8 protein-coding genes are annotated in these 14695 nt (G+C 73.7%); 4 read left to right on the forward strand and 4 right to left on the reverse strand.

The genetic code is table 11. The features are described 5' to 3' along the window. The first annotated feature begins 76 nt into the window (after positions 1 to 76). From IG88_RS0121050 to IG88_RS0121065, 4 genes are all read left to right on the forward strand, one after another. Positions 77 to 775 carry a hypothetical protein gene (locus IG88_RS0121050; RefSeq protein WP_031043348.1) on the forward strand — a complete coding sequence of 233 codons (699 nt, stop codon included), beginning with the start codon at positions 77 to 79 and terminating at the stop codon, positions 773 to 775. Positions 776 to 888: 113 nt separating this feature from the next. Further along, complete coding sequence (locus IG88_RS0121055; protein WP_031043351.1) at positions 889 to 1623, forward strand: response regulator transcription factor; 735 nt, start codon at positions 889 to 891, stop codon at positions 1621 to 1623. Then, positions 1620 to 2744, forward strand: a complete 1125-nt coding sequence (locus IG88_RS0121060; RefSeq protein ID WP_030402796.1) for a sensor histidine kinase — start codon at positions 1620 to 1622, stop codon at positions 2742 to 2744. Before IG88_RS0121055 ends, IG88_RS0121060 begins: the two co-directional genes overlap by 4 nt. Before the next feature lie 281 nt (positions 2745 to 3025). Then, positions 3026 to 6844: a multifunctional oxoglutarate decarboxylase/oxoglutarate dehydrogenase thiamine pyrophosphate-binding subunit/dihydrolipoyllysine-residue succinyltransferase subunit gene (locus tag IG88_RS0121065; protein WP_031043354.1), complete on the forward strand. Its 3819-nt coding sequence runs from the start codon at positions 3026 to 3028 to the stop codon at positions 6842 to 6844. Between the two features lie 95 nt (positions 6845 to 6939). On the opposite strand, the gene fxsT is transcribed toward IG88_RS0121065, so the two are convergent. From fxsT to IG88_RS0121085, 4 genes are read right to left on the reverse strand one after another with little or no spacing between them, the layout of a single operon-like run. Beyond that, entirely contained in the window at positions 6940 to 10392 is a 3453-nt protein-coding gene (gene fxsT, locus IG88_RS0121070; RefSeq protein WP_031043356.1) for an FxSxx-COOH system tetratricopeptide repeat protein, read from the reverse strand. Then, positions 10389 to 11711, reverse strand: coding sequence for a CHAT domain-containing protein (locus IG88_RS0121075; protein ID WP_234332238.1), 1323 nt, complete (start codon positions 11709 to 11711; stop codon positions 10389 to 10391). The genes fxsT and IG88_RS0121075 overlap by 4 nt, the downstream gene beginning before the upstream one ends. Continuing rightward, a complete protein-coding gene (locus IG88_RS0121080) occupies positions 11704 to 13647 on the reverse strand; it encodes a magnesium chelatase (protein ID WP_031043360.1) in 1944 nt (647 codons plus the stop codon). Before IG88_RS0121080 ends, IG88_RS0121075 begins: the two co-directional genes overlap by 8 nt. 5 nt (positions 13648 to 13652) lie before the next feature. Continuing rightward, positions 13653 to 14615, reverse strand: a complete 963-nt coding sequence (locus IG88_RS0121085) for an AAA family ATPase (RefSeq protein WP_031043363.1) — start codon at positions 14613 to 14615, stop codon at positions 13653 to 13655. Between the last annotated feature and the right edge of the window lie 80 nt (positions 14616 to 14695).

Here is a 14695-nt window from a genome sequence, read left to right on the forward strand (position 1 = left end):
CGGACAGACCGTCGTACCGGACAGCACCGTCGAACCGGTTCGCATTCCTCCGGCCGGGCGATGCCAGGATGGGCCGATGCCCCTCACTACCCACGACTTCTCCGAGGCCCCCGAGGTGCTGGACCGCCGCGAGGGTCCGTACGGCGAGGTGGTCCTGCGCCGGCACGGGACGCTGCTGCAGATCATCGCGAACGGCTGCTTCCTGATGGACACCTCGGACGGGCGCTCGGAGCGGCGCCTGGTCGACGCGGCGGCCGACGCGCTGGCCGCCTCCGGCGGGCGGAGCGCGCCGCACCTGCTCGTCGGCGGACTCGGCGTCGGCTTCTCCCTCGTTCACGCGGCCGCCGACCCCCGCTGGGGCCGGATCGCGGTCGTCGAACGCGAGCCCGCCATCATCGACTGGCACCGCACCGGCCCTCTCGCCGCGCTCTCCGCCGCCGCGCTGGCCGACCCCCGCGCGGAGATCGTCGAGGCGGACCTGGTCGAGTACGTCAATGAGACTTCCGACACGTACGACGCCCTGTGCCTGGACATCGACAACGGCCCCGGATGGACCGTCACCGAGGGCAACGACGGGCTGTACGCACCGTCCGGACTGGCGGGCTGCGCAAGGCTGTTGAGGCCCGGCGGGGTGCTGGCCGTGTGGTCCGCGCAGCCCTCTCCGGAATTCGAAGAAACCTTGCGTAATGCCGGTTTCCAGCAGGTGCGTACCGAAGAGATCCCCGTTGCCCGGGGCGTTCCGGACGTCGTGCACATCGGCGTCGGGCCTGGATAGCAAAGGCGCGGTGACTCCCCGTACGCTGCTGCCCTGGCGCGGATCATCCAAGCGCCGAGCGCAGTCATGGGATCACCCCACGGATTCCGGAAAGCACACCTCAGGGGCGGGCGATGGAGCAGACACAGACCTCCCACAACGGCACGGCCACCCAGGGCGCCCAGCGCCGGGTCCTGGTGGTCGAGGACGATCAGACGATCGTGGACGCCATCGCGACCCGCCTGCGTGCCGAGGGGTTCCTGGTGCAGACGGCGGGCGACGGTCCGTCCGCCGTGGACACGGCCGAGGCGTGGCAGCCCGACCTGCTCATCCTCGACATCATGCTGCCCGGCTTCGACGGCCTGGAGGTGTGCCGCCGCGTGCAGGCCCAGCGCCCGGTGCCGGTGCTGATGCTCACCGCGCGCGACGACGAGACGGACATGCTGGTCGGCCTCGGCGTGGGCGCCGACGACTACATGACCAAGCCGTTCTCGATGCGCGAGCTGGCCGCCCGGGTGCACGTGCTGCTGCGGCGGGTCGAGCGGGCCGTGGTCGCCGCCTCGACCCCGCGCAGCGGCATCCTGCGCCTGGGCGAGCTGGAGATCGACCACGCGCAGCGCCGGGTGCGGGTGCGCAGCGAGGACGTCCACCTCACGCCGACCGAGTTCGACCTGCTGGTCTGCCTGGCGAACACCCCCCGCGCGGTGCTCTCCCGCGAGCAGTTGCTCGCCGAGGTCTGGGACTGGGCCGACGCCTCCGGCACCCGGACCGTGGACAGCCACATCAAGGCGTTGCGCCGCAAGATCGGCGCCGAGCGCATCCGGACCGTGCACGGCGTGGGCTACGCCCTGGAGACGCCGATCCCATGAGCCGGGGACGGGAGACCGCACGCAGGAGCCCCGGCCCCCGGAAGACCGGGGATCCCTGGCGCGGCGTACGCCCGTTCTCGATCAAGACCAAGCTGGGCGCGCTCGTCGTCACGTCGGTGCTGATCACCACCGGCCTGTCGGTGATAGCGGTGCACACCAAGACCGAGCTGCGCTTCATCACGGTGTTCTCGATGATCGCCACGCTGCTGATCACGCAGTTCGTGGCGCACTCGCTGACCGCGCCGCTGGACGAGATGAACGCCGTCGCCCGCTCCATCTCGCACGGCGACTACACCCGCCGGGTGAGCGAGAACCGCCGCGACGAGCTGGGCGACCTCGCCGTCACCATCAACCGCATGGCCGACGACCTGGAGGCCCAGGACCTCCAGCGCAAGGAGCTGGTCGCGAACGTCTCGCACGAGCTGCGCACCCCGATCGCGGGCCTGCGCGCGGTGCTGGAGAACATCGTCGACGGCGTCACCGAGGCCGACCCGGAGACCATGCGCACGGCGCTCGGGCAGACGGAACGGCTGGGCCGGCTCGTGGAGACGCTCCTCGACCTCTCCCGCCTGGACAACGGCGTCATCCCGCTGCGCAAGCGGCGCTTCGAGGTGTGGCCGTACCTCGCGGGCGTGCTGAAGGAGGCCAACATGGTCGCCTCGGCCCGCGCGGGCATCGCCTCCGGCTCCGGCCGGCACACCCGCACCGACGTCCACCTGGCCCTCGACGTCTTCCCCGGGGACCTCACCGCGCACGCCGACCCCGAGCGCATCCACCAGGTCGTCGCCAACCTCATCGACAACGCGGTCAAGCACAGTCCGCCGCACGGCCGGGTGACGGTGCGGGCGCGGGCCGGGGAGCTGCCCGAGTCGCTGGAGCTGGAGGTGCTCGACGAGGGCCCGGGCATTCCGCGTTCTGAGTGGCGCCGCGTGTTCGAGCGGTTCAACCGGGGTTCGGTGTCGCGGCCCCACGGCCCCGGCAGCGACGGAGGCACCGGTCTGGGGCTCGCGATCGCGCGCTGGGCGGTGGATCTGCACGGCGGCCGGATCGGGGTGGCCGAATCCGAGCGGGGCTGCCGGATTCTCATCACTCTTCCGGGTCTGCCGTCGCGGTCCGGTTGACGTAGGGTTCGCAGCGGAGCACCAAGATCCACTGCATCCGCGCTGGCGGACACGTGTGATCAGGCACAGGCCCGCGTTTTCGAGGCGCCGGGTCTCGGTCTCCCGATCCCTCACGCAACAGAACCTGGCTTGTTTCCCGCCATTTCCAGCGCTGAAACGCGGTCTGTGATGTGACTTACGCGACGATGAACGGGCCCGGACTGACCTTCCGGTGCCGGTAGGCGTAGCCTTGATTTCCGCTGTCCACCATCCTTGTGAAGCGGAAGAGGGCGGTTCTCGCCGTGTCGCCACAGTCCCCCAGTAACTCGAGCATCTCGACCGACACCGACCAAGCGGGCACCACGGGTAAGAACCCCGCGGCCGCCTTCGGTGCCAATGAGTGGCTCGTCGACGAGATCTATCAGCAGTACCTCCAGGACCCGAACTCCGTGGACCGAGCCTGGTGGGACTTCTTCGCCGACTACAAGCCCGGAGCCGCGGCCCAGCCGGCCGCAGGCACGGCGACCACGGACTCCGGCAGCACGCCGCAGGCCGCGCCCGCCCCGCAGGCTGCGGCCCCCGCCCAGCCGAAGGCGGCCGCCCCGGCGCCCGCTCCCGCGAAGCCGGCCGCGCAGCCCGCCGCTGCCGCGCCCGCCGCCCCGCCCGCCAGGCCCGCCCCCGCGCCGGCCAAGCCCGCCGCCAAGCCGCAGGCGAAGGCCGCCGCCCCCGCCAAGGACGCCGCCCCCGCCCCCGAGGGTCCCGAGCTGGTGACCCTGCGCGGCCCGGCCGCCGCGGTCGCGAAGAACATGAACGCCTCGCTGGAGCTGCCCACGGCCACGTCCGTGCGCGCGGTCCCGGTGAAGCTGCTCTTCGACAACCGCATCGTCATCAACAACCACCTCAAGCGCGCCCGGGGCGGGAAGATCTCCTTCACGCACCTGATCGGGTACGCGATGGTGCAGGCCATCAAGGCCATGCCGTCGATGAACCACTCGTTCGGCGAGAAGGACGGCAAGCCGACCCTGGTCAAGCCGGCCCACATCAACCTCGGCCTCGCCATCGACCTGGTCAAGCCCAACGGCGACCGCCAGCTCGTCGTCGCGGCGATCAAGAAGGCCGAGACGCTGAACTTCTTCGAGTTCTGGCAGGCCTACGAGGACATCGTCCGTCGCGCCCGCGACAACAAGCTGACGATGGACGACTTCACCGGCGTCACCGTCTCCCTGACCAACCCCGGCGGCCTCGGCACCGTCCACTCCGTGCCGCGTCTGATGCCCGGCCAGTCGGTCATCCTGGGCGTCGGCTCGATGGACTACCCGGCGGAGTTCCAGGGCACCAGCCAGGACACCCTGAACAAGCTCGGCATCTCCAAGGTCATGACGCTCACGTCGACCTACGACCACCGGGTCATCCAGGGCGCCGCCTCCGGCGAGTTCCTGCGCCAGGTCGCCAACCTGCTCCTCGGCGAGAACGGCTTCTACGACGAGATCTTCAAGGCGCTGCGCATCCCCTACGAGCCGGTCCGCTGGCTCAAGGACATCGACGCCTCGCACGACGACGACGTCACCAAGGCCGCCCGCGTCTTCGAACTGATCCACTCCTACCGGGTCCGCGGCCACGTCATGGCCGACACCGACCCGCTGGAGTACCAGCAGCGCAAGCACCCCGACCTGGACATCACCGAGCACGGGCTCACCCTGTGGGACCTGGAGCGCGAGTTCGCGGTCGGCGGCTTCGCCGGCAAGTCCCTGATGAAGCTGCGCGACATCCTCGGCGTGCTGCGCGACTCGTACTGCCGCACCACCGGCGTCGAGTTCATGCACATCCAGGACCCGAAGCAGCGCAAGTGGATCCAGGACCGCATCGAGCGCTCGCACACCAAGCCGGAGCGCGAGGAGCAGCTTCGCATCCTGCGCCGGCTCAACGCGGCCGAGGCCTTCGAGACCTTCCTGCAGACCAAGTACGTCGGCCAGAAGCGGTTCTCCCTGGAGGGCGGCGAGTCCGTCATCCCGCTGCTCGACGCGGTCATCGACTCGGCCGCCGAGTCCCGCCTGGACGAGGTCGTCATCGGCATGGCCCACCGCGGCCGGCTGAACGTGCTGGCCAACGTGGTCGGCAAGTCGTACGCGCAGATCTTCCGCGAGTTCGAGGGCAACCTCGACCCGAAGTCGATGCACGGCTCCGGCGACGTGAAGTACCACCTGGGCGCCGAGGGCACCTTCACGGGCCTGGACGGCGAGCAGATCAAGGTCTCGCTGGTCGCCAACCCCTCGCACCTGGAGGCGGTCGACCCGGTCCTGGAGGGCGTCGCCCGCGCCAAGCAGGACATCATCAACAAGGGCGGCACGGACTTCACCGTCCTGCCGGTGGCGATCCACGGCGACGCGGCCTTCGCGGGCCAGGGCGTGGTGGCCGAGACCCTGAACATGTCGCAGCTGCGCGGCTACCGCACCGGCGGCACGGTCCACGTCGTCATCAACAACCAGGTCGGCTTCACCGCCGCCCCGGAGTCCTCGCGCTCCTCGATGTACGCCACCGACGTGGCCCGCATGATCGAGGCCCCGATCTTCCACGTGAACGGCGACGACCCGGAGGCCGTGGTCCGCGTCGCGCGGCTCGCCTTCGAGTTCCGCCAGGCGTTCAACAAGGACGTGGTGATCGACCTCATCTGCTACCGCCGCCGCGGTCACAACGAGTCGGACAACCCGGCCTTCACCCAGCCGCTGATGTACGACCTGATCGACAAGAAGCGCTCGGTGCGCAAGCTCTACACCGAGTCCCTCATCGGTCGCGGCGACATCACCCTGGAAGAGGCCGAGCAGGCGCTCCAGGACTACCAGGGCCAGCTCGAGAAGGTCTTCACCGAGGTCCGCGAGGCCGTCTCGCAGCCGACGGCCGCCGAACCGTCGGACCCGCAGGCCGAGTTCCCGGTCGCCGTGAACACCGCGGTCAGCTCCGAGACCGTCAAGCGGATCGCCGAGTCCCAGGTCAACATCCCCGACCACGTCACCATCCACCCGCGCCTGCTGCCGCAGTTGCAGCGCCGCGCCGCGATGGTCGAGGACGGCACGATCGACTGGGGCATGGGCGAGACCCTCGCCGTCGGCTCCCTCCTCCTGGAGGGCGTCCCGGTCCGCCTCACCGGCCAGGACTCGCAGCGCGGCACCTTCGGCCAGCGCCACGCGGTCGTCATCGACCGCGAGACGGGCGACGAGTTCACCCCGCTGCTGTACCTGTCCGAGGACCAGGCCCGGTACAACGTCTACAACTCCCTGCTCTCCGAGTACGCGGTGATGGGCTTCGAGTACGGCTACTCGCTGGCCCGCCCGGACGCGCTGGTGATGTGGGAGGCGCAGTTCGGCGACTTCGTCAACGGCGCGCAGACGGTCGTGGACGAGTTCATCTCCTCGGCCGAGCAGAAGTGGAACCAGACCAGCGGCGTGACGCTCCTGCTCCCGCACGGCTACGAGGGCCAGGGCCCGGACCACTCCTCGGCCCGCCCGGAGCGCTTCCTCCAACTGTGCGCGCAGAACAACATGACGGTCGCGATGCCGACCCTGCCGTCGAACTACTTCCACCTCCTGCGGTGGCAGGTGCACAACCCGCACCACAAGCCGCTGGTGGTCTTCACCCCGAAGTCGATGCTGCGCCTGAAGGCGGCGGCCTCGAAGGCGGAGGAGTTCACGACGGGCCAGTTCCGCCCGGTCATCGGCGACGAGTCGGTCGACCCGGCCGCCGTCAGGAAGGTCGTCTTCACCGCGGGCAAGGTCTACTACGACCTCGACGCCGAGCGGAAGAAGCGCGGCCTGACGGACACGGCGATCATCCGCATCGAGCGCCTGTACCCGCTGCCGGGTGCCGAGCTCCAGGCGGAGATCGCCAAGTACCCGAACGCCGAGAAGTACCTGTGGGCCCAGGAGGAGCCGGCGAACCAGGGTGCCTGGCCGTTCATCGCGCTCAACCTGATCGACCACCTGGACCTGGCCGTCGGCGCCGACGTCCCGCACGGCGAGCGCCTGCGCCGCATCTCGCGCCCGCACAGCTCGTCCCCGGCCGTCGGTTCCGCCAAGCGGCACCAGGCCGAGCAGGAGCAGTTGGTGCGTGAGGTCTTCGAGGCGTGAGCCACTGACGCCCACGACCGCACCGTGAAGGGCCCGGCTCCGGAACACTCCGGGGCCGGGCCCTTCGGCGTGGCGGAGGGGTGCGGGTGTGCCGGTCAGGTCCGCTGGGGTTCGAAGTCCCAGTACGGAGCACGCCGGGCACGGGCCGACAGGGTGCGCGGATGCCGGGGGCCGAGAGCGGCGGCCAGTGCCTCCAGGGCCTCGCTCTCCACCGCGTCGGCCTGCCCGCGCCGCCCGCGCACCCGCAGTTCGCGGGCGAGGGCCACCCGCGCGATCCCCGTGAAGGGATGGGCGGGGCCGAGGACGCGCGCCGCCGTGCCCGCCGTGTCCCGGCTCAGAGCGAGGGCCCGGTCCGCGTCCTGCGTGCCTCCGTGCAGCACCGCCGCGTTGAGAGCGCAGCCCAGCGTCCACGGATGGTCGTGCCCCACGGCGGCGTCCATGCCGGCCAGCGCGTCGTCGGCGAGGGCGGCCGCACGGTCGCCCTCCCCCGCCCGGTGCAGCAGCAGGGCGTGGTTGGCGCGGGCCCCCGCGGCGTAGGGGTGGCCGGCGGTGAGCGTCTCCTCGTAGCGGCCGACGACGCGCTCGCTCAGCGCCCGGGCCGGGTCGAGGTCCCCCTGCTCCCGGGCGAAGCAGCTCAGGCTCGCGGTGAGCATCAGCACCAGGGGGTCGCTGTCGCCCAGTACCCGCTCCCCCAGCTCCAGTGCCTGCCCGGCGTGGTGCGCCGCCTCGTCGGTGTCGCCCGCGGCGCAGTGGCACAGCGCGAGGTTGTGGGCGGCGAGCAGGGTCTGCCGGTGGTGGGCGCCCAGCGTCTCGCGGACCAGCCGCCAGTTGGTGTCCTGCCGCGACAGGGCCTCGCCGTGGCGGCCGAGGAGCCGGAGGTCGACGGCGCACGTGGTCTCCGAGCCCAGCGTCCACGGGTGCCGGTCCCCGAGCACCCGGCGGCGCTCGCGCAGGGTGGGCAGGTCGACGTCCAGGGCGTCCGCGTAGCGGCCCAGCAGCCGCAGCGAGGCGCCCACGTTGTTCCGCGCGTTCAGGGTGCGGGTGTCCTGGTCGCCGAGGAGTTCGCGGTACGTGCCGTGCACCCGGCGCGAGATCTCCAGGGCCTCCGCGTAGTGCCCGAGGCCGCGCAGGTCGGCGGCGAGTCCGCCGAGGGCCCGCAGCAGGAGGGGGTCGCGTTCGCCCCGCTGCTCGCTCAGGTGCCGCACGGCCGCCCGCTCGATCTCCATCGTGCGGTGGAAGTCCCCGGCCGCGCGCAGCAGGTTGGCGTAGTGGTGGGTCAGTTCCCACACCAGGGGGTGCTGCTCGCCGAGGAGCGTGCGCCAGATCCGGGTGGCGTGGCCGCCGAGTCGCACGCCCGCTCCGTACTCGCCCGACAGGTACAGGTAGCGCAGGCAGTCCAGGACCAGCGTCTGCACGGCCCCGTCGGTGCTCGTGAGGACGTCGGCGTATTTCAGGTGCGGCACGATCTCGGCGTACCTGGGCCACTGTTCGGGGGCCGAGGGCCGGCCGCGGACGGCCGCCGCCAGGGCCCGCCGGACGACGTCGACGAGGTCGCGCCGGGCTGCTCCCGGCATGGCCTTGTGCGCCATCTGGTGGACGACCCGGTGCACGTACAGGTGCTCGCGCTCCGGTTCGCCGGGGTCCGTCTCGACCCGGACGACGGAGTGCCGTCGCAGGTGGCCGACGGCCCGGTCCCACAGCCGGGGGTCGGTGAGCAGTCCGGCCACCGAGTCGGGCAGCCCGTCGTGCGGCATGCTGCGCAGCAGGTGGACGGGGACGAGGCCGGGGGCGAAGAAGGTGCACAGCCGGAGCAGGACCACGGCCTCGGGGGCGGTCTCGCGCAGTTCGGCCAGCAGGATCGACCAGGCCGTCCGGAAGGCCGGCGGGACGTCGTCCGCCACGGTCCGCTCGTCGCCCTCGCTACCGTCGCCGTCCGCCAGCAGCGCCAGGTACTCGTCCACCGAACGGTCCGCGTCGCGCAGCCAGCCCGCCGTCTGGGCGAGCAGCAACGGCAGGTCGCCCAGGGCCTCGGCGAGGCGGCCGGCCTCGTCCGGTGTCGGGCCGGGCGCGCGGCGGCGGATGAAGGCGATCGACTCGTCACGGGTGTACACGGGGACTTCCAGCAGTTCGCTGCCGTAGCGGCCCCACTCCGGGTTGCGCGAAGTGACCAGGACGTGCCCCGGGCCGGTCGGCACCAGGTTCTCGATCTCCTCGGGCTCGTCGGCGCCGTCCAGGACCAGCAGCCACCGGGAGTACGGCTCGCCGCGGCGCAGCGCGTCCCGCACCGCGCGCAGCCGTTCCCCGTACTCCTGGCCGGTCCGCAGGCCCAGTCGGGGGGCGAGTTCGGCCAGTTGGCGGCGGCAGTCGGCCCGGTCCTGCGCGTTGACCCACCACACCACGTCGTACTCGGGACCGAGGCGGTGCGCGTACTCGGCGGCGAGCTGCGTCTTGCCCACCCCGGACATGCCGTGCAGCGTCAGCATGCCCGTGGTCCCCGGTCCCGGACCGTTCAGCAGGTCGTGCACCTCGTCCAGCAGGGCCTCGCGGCCGGTGAACCGGGTGTTGCGGCGCGGAACGGCGCCCCACACGCCGGGCGTGTCCGCCGGGAACCGCGGTCCGGTCCCGGCCCGCGCCGTGTCCTCGGCCACCGGCTCGGACGGCAGGCCGAGCCGCTCCAGCAGGCGCCGCTCGGCCTCCTCGGCCCGCAGGCCGTGCAGGGCGGCGGGTGCCAGCAGGGACACCTCCGACGGGAGCGGGGCGCTGGTGACCGACACGGCGGCGAACCGGGACGGGTCGGGGGCGACGACCTCGCGCAGGGCCGCGTTCCACTCGTCGTACGCGTGTGTTCCGTGGCCGAAGTAGGGGGCGTCCAGGACGAGCAGGGCCCGCCCGGGCGCGAGGGTCAGGTCGCGCAGCAGGGCCGCCGGGGGGACCTCGGCCGGCGAGCCCCGGCGCAGCGGGGACACCCGCACCCCGCGCCGCTCCAGCCGGTCGCCGATCCAGGCCGCCCAGGCCTGGTCGAGTCCGGCGAAGCTGATCGTGACCGGCTGCCGGCCCGGGCCGGGTGCGGCGGCGGCCGGGGACCGGTGCGGACGGGGCGCCCGCGGCGTGGACGACGGTGCGGGTCCGGCCGGGACCGGCACCGCCGCGTCGGCGGTGGCCTCGCGTATCTCGCAGCGCAGTTCCGCCTTGCGGACCGGTACGCCCCACTGGTTGCTGACGGTCAGCCACAGCGAGGCGGGCCCCGGGCCCGGGCCCGCGGAGACCCGGAACCGCGCGGGGCCGTAGGTGCCGCCGAAGCGGTGCAGGACGAGGTTCGGTTCGCCCAGGGCGGAGCAGTCGAAGTGCGGGGCGCCGTCCAGGGTGACGGTGAAGGTGAACTCCTCCTCGGCGTACGGCCACTGGGCCGGCGTGCCGTCCGGGGCGGGCAGGGGGCCGCGCAGGTCGACGGTGACGAGGTAGTCGCCCCCGGCCTCCGCCCGCCGGGGCCACGCGACGACGGGCTCGATCAGCAGCGGCTGCCCGGACGGTCCCGCGGCGGCGCTCACCGGCCGCCTCCCCCCTCGGTGCCGAGCGCGTCCACCGCGGTGAGCCGCAGCGCCGTCCCCGGATGCCCGTAGTAGTGGAACATGAACGCGTACAGGAGCCGCAGGACCCGTTTCTGGCCCACGACGTCGACCTGTCCGTCATCGTTGCGGACCCGCGGCAGCTCCGCCAGGGACCCGAACTCCTCCAGGGCCCGCACCCGGAAGTCCCGCAGCGTGTGGGCCACCGGGCGGCGGGGATGCCCGGCCACCTCGCGCACCAGGCGCCGCGCCAGCGCCCGGGCCTCCAGGTCGCCGACCTTCCCGGAGCTGACGATGCAGCCGCCCGCGCCCTTGCGCAGGAACAGCTCCGCGAATCCCCGCAGTGCCTCCTCGCCTTGGGCCCGGTTGTCGACGAACCGCCCGGAGTCGCAGGCGTTGAGGCAGACCAGCGAGCCGTCCCGGCGCAGCACCGACATCCGTTCGCCGTTCAGCTCGGCCCAGGTGCGGTTGCCGAGGGTGAGGCCCGGCACGGCGTCGCCGTAGGTGCCGTGGCAGCCCAGGTAGACCAGTCCGGTGCGGTCGGCCTCGGTGTCGAGGTCGCTGAGGAAGGGGGTCATGCGCCGGTGCAGCCGGTGCGCGTACGACGTGAAGACGCGGCCGTCGTCCGCCATGTCCTGGTGGAGGTAGCCGAGCACCCGGCCGTGGCAGTCGCCGGTCTCGGCGGGCAGACCGCCCTGGCCCAGGTCCCGCACGGTCGTCCAGCGGGCCACGGCGACCAGCGCCCCCAGCGGCCCGCCCGCCAGGCCCAGTACCGCGTCCCCCGGCAGCAGGAGCAGTTCCCAGGGCAGGTCGTACCCGGTGTCGTCCCACACCACCAGCCGCAGGCCGTCGCCGTGCCGGGCGCGGATCCGGTTGATCCAGTGGGCGAGTTCGTACTGGTTGTCCGACCACAGGCGGATGCCCCGCAGCACCTCAGAGGGGTAGTGCCCGTCGCCGTCCTGCCGCAGCCGGGCGAGGCTGACGGCAGGCGCGGGGCGGCGGGTGGGCCCGGCCGCGCAGGTCACCGACAGGTCGCCGCACCAGCCCTGCAGCCGGTACCCCGGCACCCCGTCGGCCCCGTCGGCGCGCAGGACGCGCAGCACGGCGAAGCCGTCCTCCAGGCGTACGCCGGGGTGTGCGTCGGTGCCGCCGAGCCCCGCGGGCGGCTCCTGCGCCCGGCGCAGGTTCAGCACGGACGCGGCGGGGCGGCGGGCCACGGCCCTCAGTCCCGGCAGGGCCGCCCGGAGCCCTGCGGTGCCGTTGGCCGGGAGCCTGACGGGCCCGCGCCTGGCTTCACTCACCGGCGGCCTCCGTCCCGGGCCCCCGGCGCCCGTCGACGACGATCGCACCGAGCCGGTCGGCGAGGACGTACGGCAGGTCGCCGTAGGGCTCCCGGCCGGGGTCGACGACCGCCACGTGCAGCCGCGTCCGGTCCATGGCCCCGATCCGGGAAGCGGCCTCCACGGCGTCCTCGACGCCCGCGGCGGCCACCTCGCCGTCGGTCCGCCCGGTGTGGCCGGCCCGCAGCGGCACGTTGCCGCGGCCGTCGGTCACGACCACGAGCCACGCCTCCGCCGGCCCGGTGCCCGGCCGGCGCAGCAGCCGCCGCAGCGCCTGCGCCGCGAGTTCGACGCCGTGGGCGAGCGGCGTCGCCCGCCCGGCCCGGCGGTGCAGCGCGGCCGGCACCCGGGGGTCCAGGACGCTGCGGGCCGTGAAGGAGCCCGCGCGCAGTTCGTCGGCCGCGTCCGCCGCGCCGACCTCGATCACCTGGACCGTGGCCCGGCTCGTGTACGCCCACTGCAGGAAGGGGGCGAGGACCTCGGGCCAGTTCGCGTCCCCGGCCCGGCAGGTGTGGTCCAGGAGCAGCACCAGGACCCGCTCGGGGGCGGCGGCGCGCACGTTGCTGTGCAGGTCGGCGGGGGAGACGGTGAACCGTTCGGTGTGCCGGGCCCGTTGGTGCACGGCGGCCTCGCGGACCGTGCGGACGTGGGCGATGTCCCGCAGGTCCGTGGCGCGGCGGGTGCCGATCACGGTGCCCCGGGTGGCGACGGGCCCGGTGGTGCGCCGCCGGGGGCCGCTCAGCGGCACGGCGTCCCGCACCGCGGCCGGTTCGTCCTCCGGGTAGGGGTTTCCGGGGGCCGGGGAGGGTGCGGCGCCCGGTGCGGTGCCGATCCCCTCGGCGGGTCCGGTGTCCAGCAGCCCCCGGGCGCCGTCGCGTGTCCGGGGCCGCCCGTCCCCGCCGGTGCCGTGGCGTTCCGGGAGGGTGCCGGGCGGGCCGGCCGGGTCCGGCCCCGTGCCGGGCGGTTCCGGGTCGCTCTCCGCGCGCTCCGGTGCGCTGTGCGGCACGGACACCCCGATGAGCCGGGCGGCGTCGTCGGTGTGGCCGGCCGAGGCCGACGGGGCGCCGTCCAGTGCCGCGAGGGTGCGGGCGAGCCGCAGCAGGGCCAGTTCCCGGCGGACTCCCGCGTCGGGCCCGAGCAGTTCCCGCGCCCGGCCGATCGCCGCGTCGTCGACGGACACGGGCCGGACGCCCCGGCCGGACAACGGACGACGGGTGTCCGCGAGTCCCGCGAGCAGCGCCTCCCGCGCCTCTTGCGCCCCCGGCTCCTCCAGTGCGCCGCCCGGGACGGGCAGCCGCAGTCCCGCCACCGACAGCCGCAGGGCGAACCGGTCCAGCAGGTGCCGGCTCACCCGCCCCACGTCGGCGCTGCGGCAGACCGCCAGCCAGCGCGCCCGCGGCCGGACCGTCCGGCGCGGTCCCCCGCGTTCGACGGTCACGACCTCGGCGCCGAGGAGTTGCACCGCCGCGCGCATCCCGGCGACGCTCAGTCGCGCGAGGTCGGGCACCACGACCAACGGCGGTGCCCCGTCGGCGTCGTCCCCCTCGGTCAGCGGTCCGGGCCCGGTTCGGACGGTGATGCCGTGCTCGCCGCCGCGGATCCTGGTGCGGGTCCACAGGTCCTCGTCCCGGTCCGCGGCGCCCAGCACGAGCGGCGGGCGCGCCGGTTCGTCGGCTCCGGCGAGGACGGCCCCGAACAGCCGGGCGACCGGATCGACGAGCCGGGGGTCCAGGTCGAGGAGCAGCACCCCGGACAGGGCGGGCTCGGCCGCCGCGCAGACCAGGGCGAGTCCGAGCCGGTGCGCGGGGTCGTCGTGCGGGACCGTGCCGGCGGGGGCCGTGCCCTGGTCCGCCGGCGGGTCCGGTGAGGTGTGCGGGTCGGGCGGGACGGCGGCCATCCCGGTCAGTCCTCGGAGAGGTCCTGGAGGCCCTCGAAGAGGTCCTGGAGGCGGGCCTCGTCGTCGGGCTCCCAGTCGAAGGCGTCGCCCTGCACCGTTTCCGGACGCCGGTGCCGCAGAGCCATCGGCAGGACCCGCCGCAGGTGCGCGGGGGCCACCCGGTCCGCGCCTTCCAGGGCCGCCAGGGCCCGGGACGCCAGCACGGCCACGATCTCCCCTCGCTGGCCCACCGCCTCGGTCCGTTCCGCGGCCCGGGCGCACAGCTCCAGGATGTGCTCAGGAACGTCCACGTCGCCGACCCGGCGCCGGGCGGCCGTCAGCCGCTCCCGGGTGCGCGCGTCGTCCCGCCGGGCGGCCGCCAGCCATGCGGAGTCCTCACGTCCGAGTTCCTGCTCGAAGTCGAGCACGGTGCGCAGCAGCAGGTGCCGGGCGTTCGCGTCCAGTGTCTCGGCGGTGACCATCAGCCCGAAGCGGTCGAGCAGTTGGGGGCGCAGTCCGCCCTCTTCCGGGTTCATGGTGCCGACCAGCCCGAACGAGAGGTACTTGGCGGTGTCCAGCCCCTCGCGCTGCACGGACAGGACGCCGGTGGCGGCGACGTCCAGGATGATGTCGACGAGGTGGTCGTCGAGGAGGTTCACCTCGTCGACGTAGAGCAGTCCCTTGTCCGCCGCGTCCTCCAGCAGGCCGGGTTGCGGCCGGGGCTCGCCGCGCAGGAGCGCGTCCAGGTCCCAGCCGCCGACGACGCGGTCGTCGGTGGCGTTGATGGGCAGCGTGACCGGCAACTCGCCGTGCGCCATCAGGGCGAAGGCCCGCACGAGGGTCGACTTGGCGGTGCCGCGCGGTCCGGCCATGAGCACACCGCCGATGCGGGGGACGACGTGGTGGAGCTCCAGCGCCAGCTTCAGCTCGTCCTGGGCCACGACCCGGGAGTACGGCAGGATGCGCGGGCCCGGCAGGGCGCGGTTCACGAACCGGCCCCGTCGGCCGTGCCGGTCCCGTGGTCGTCGGGAGCGGGAGCGGGAACGGGGTGGGGCGTGGGCACGGGGGC

It is taken from the genome of Streptomyces sp. NRRL F-5650 (genome assembly GCF_000721365.1).
Classification (GTDB): domain Bacteria; phylum Actinomycetota; class Actinomycetes; order Streptomycetales; family Streptomycetaceae; genus Streptomyces; species Streptomyces ardesiacus.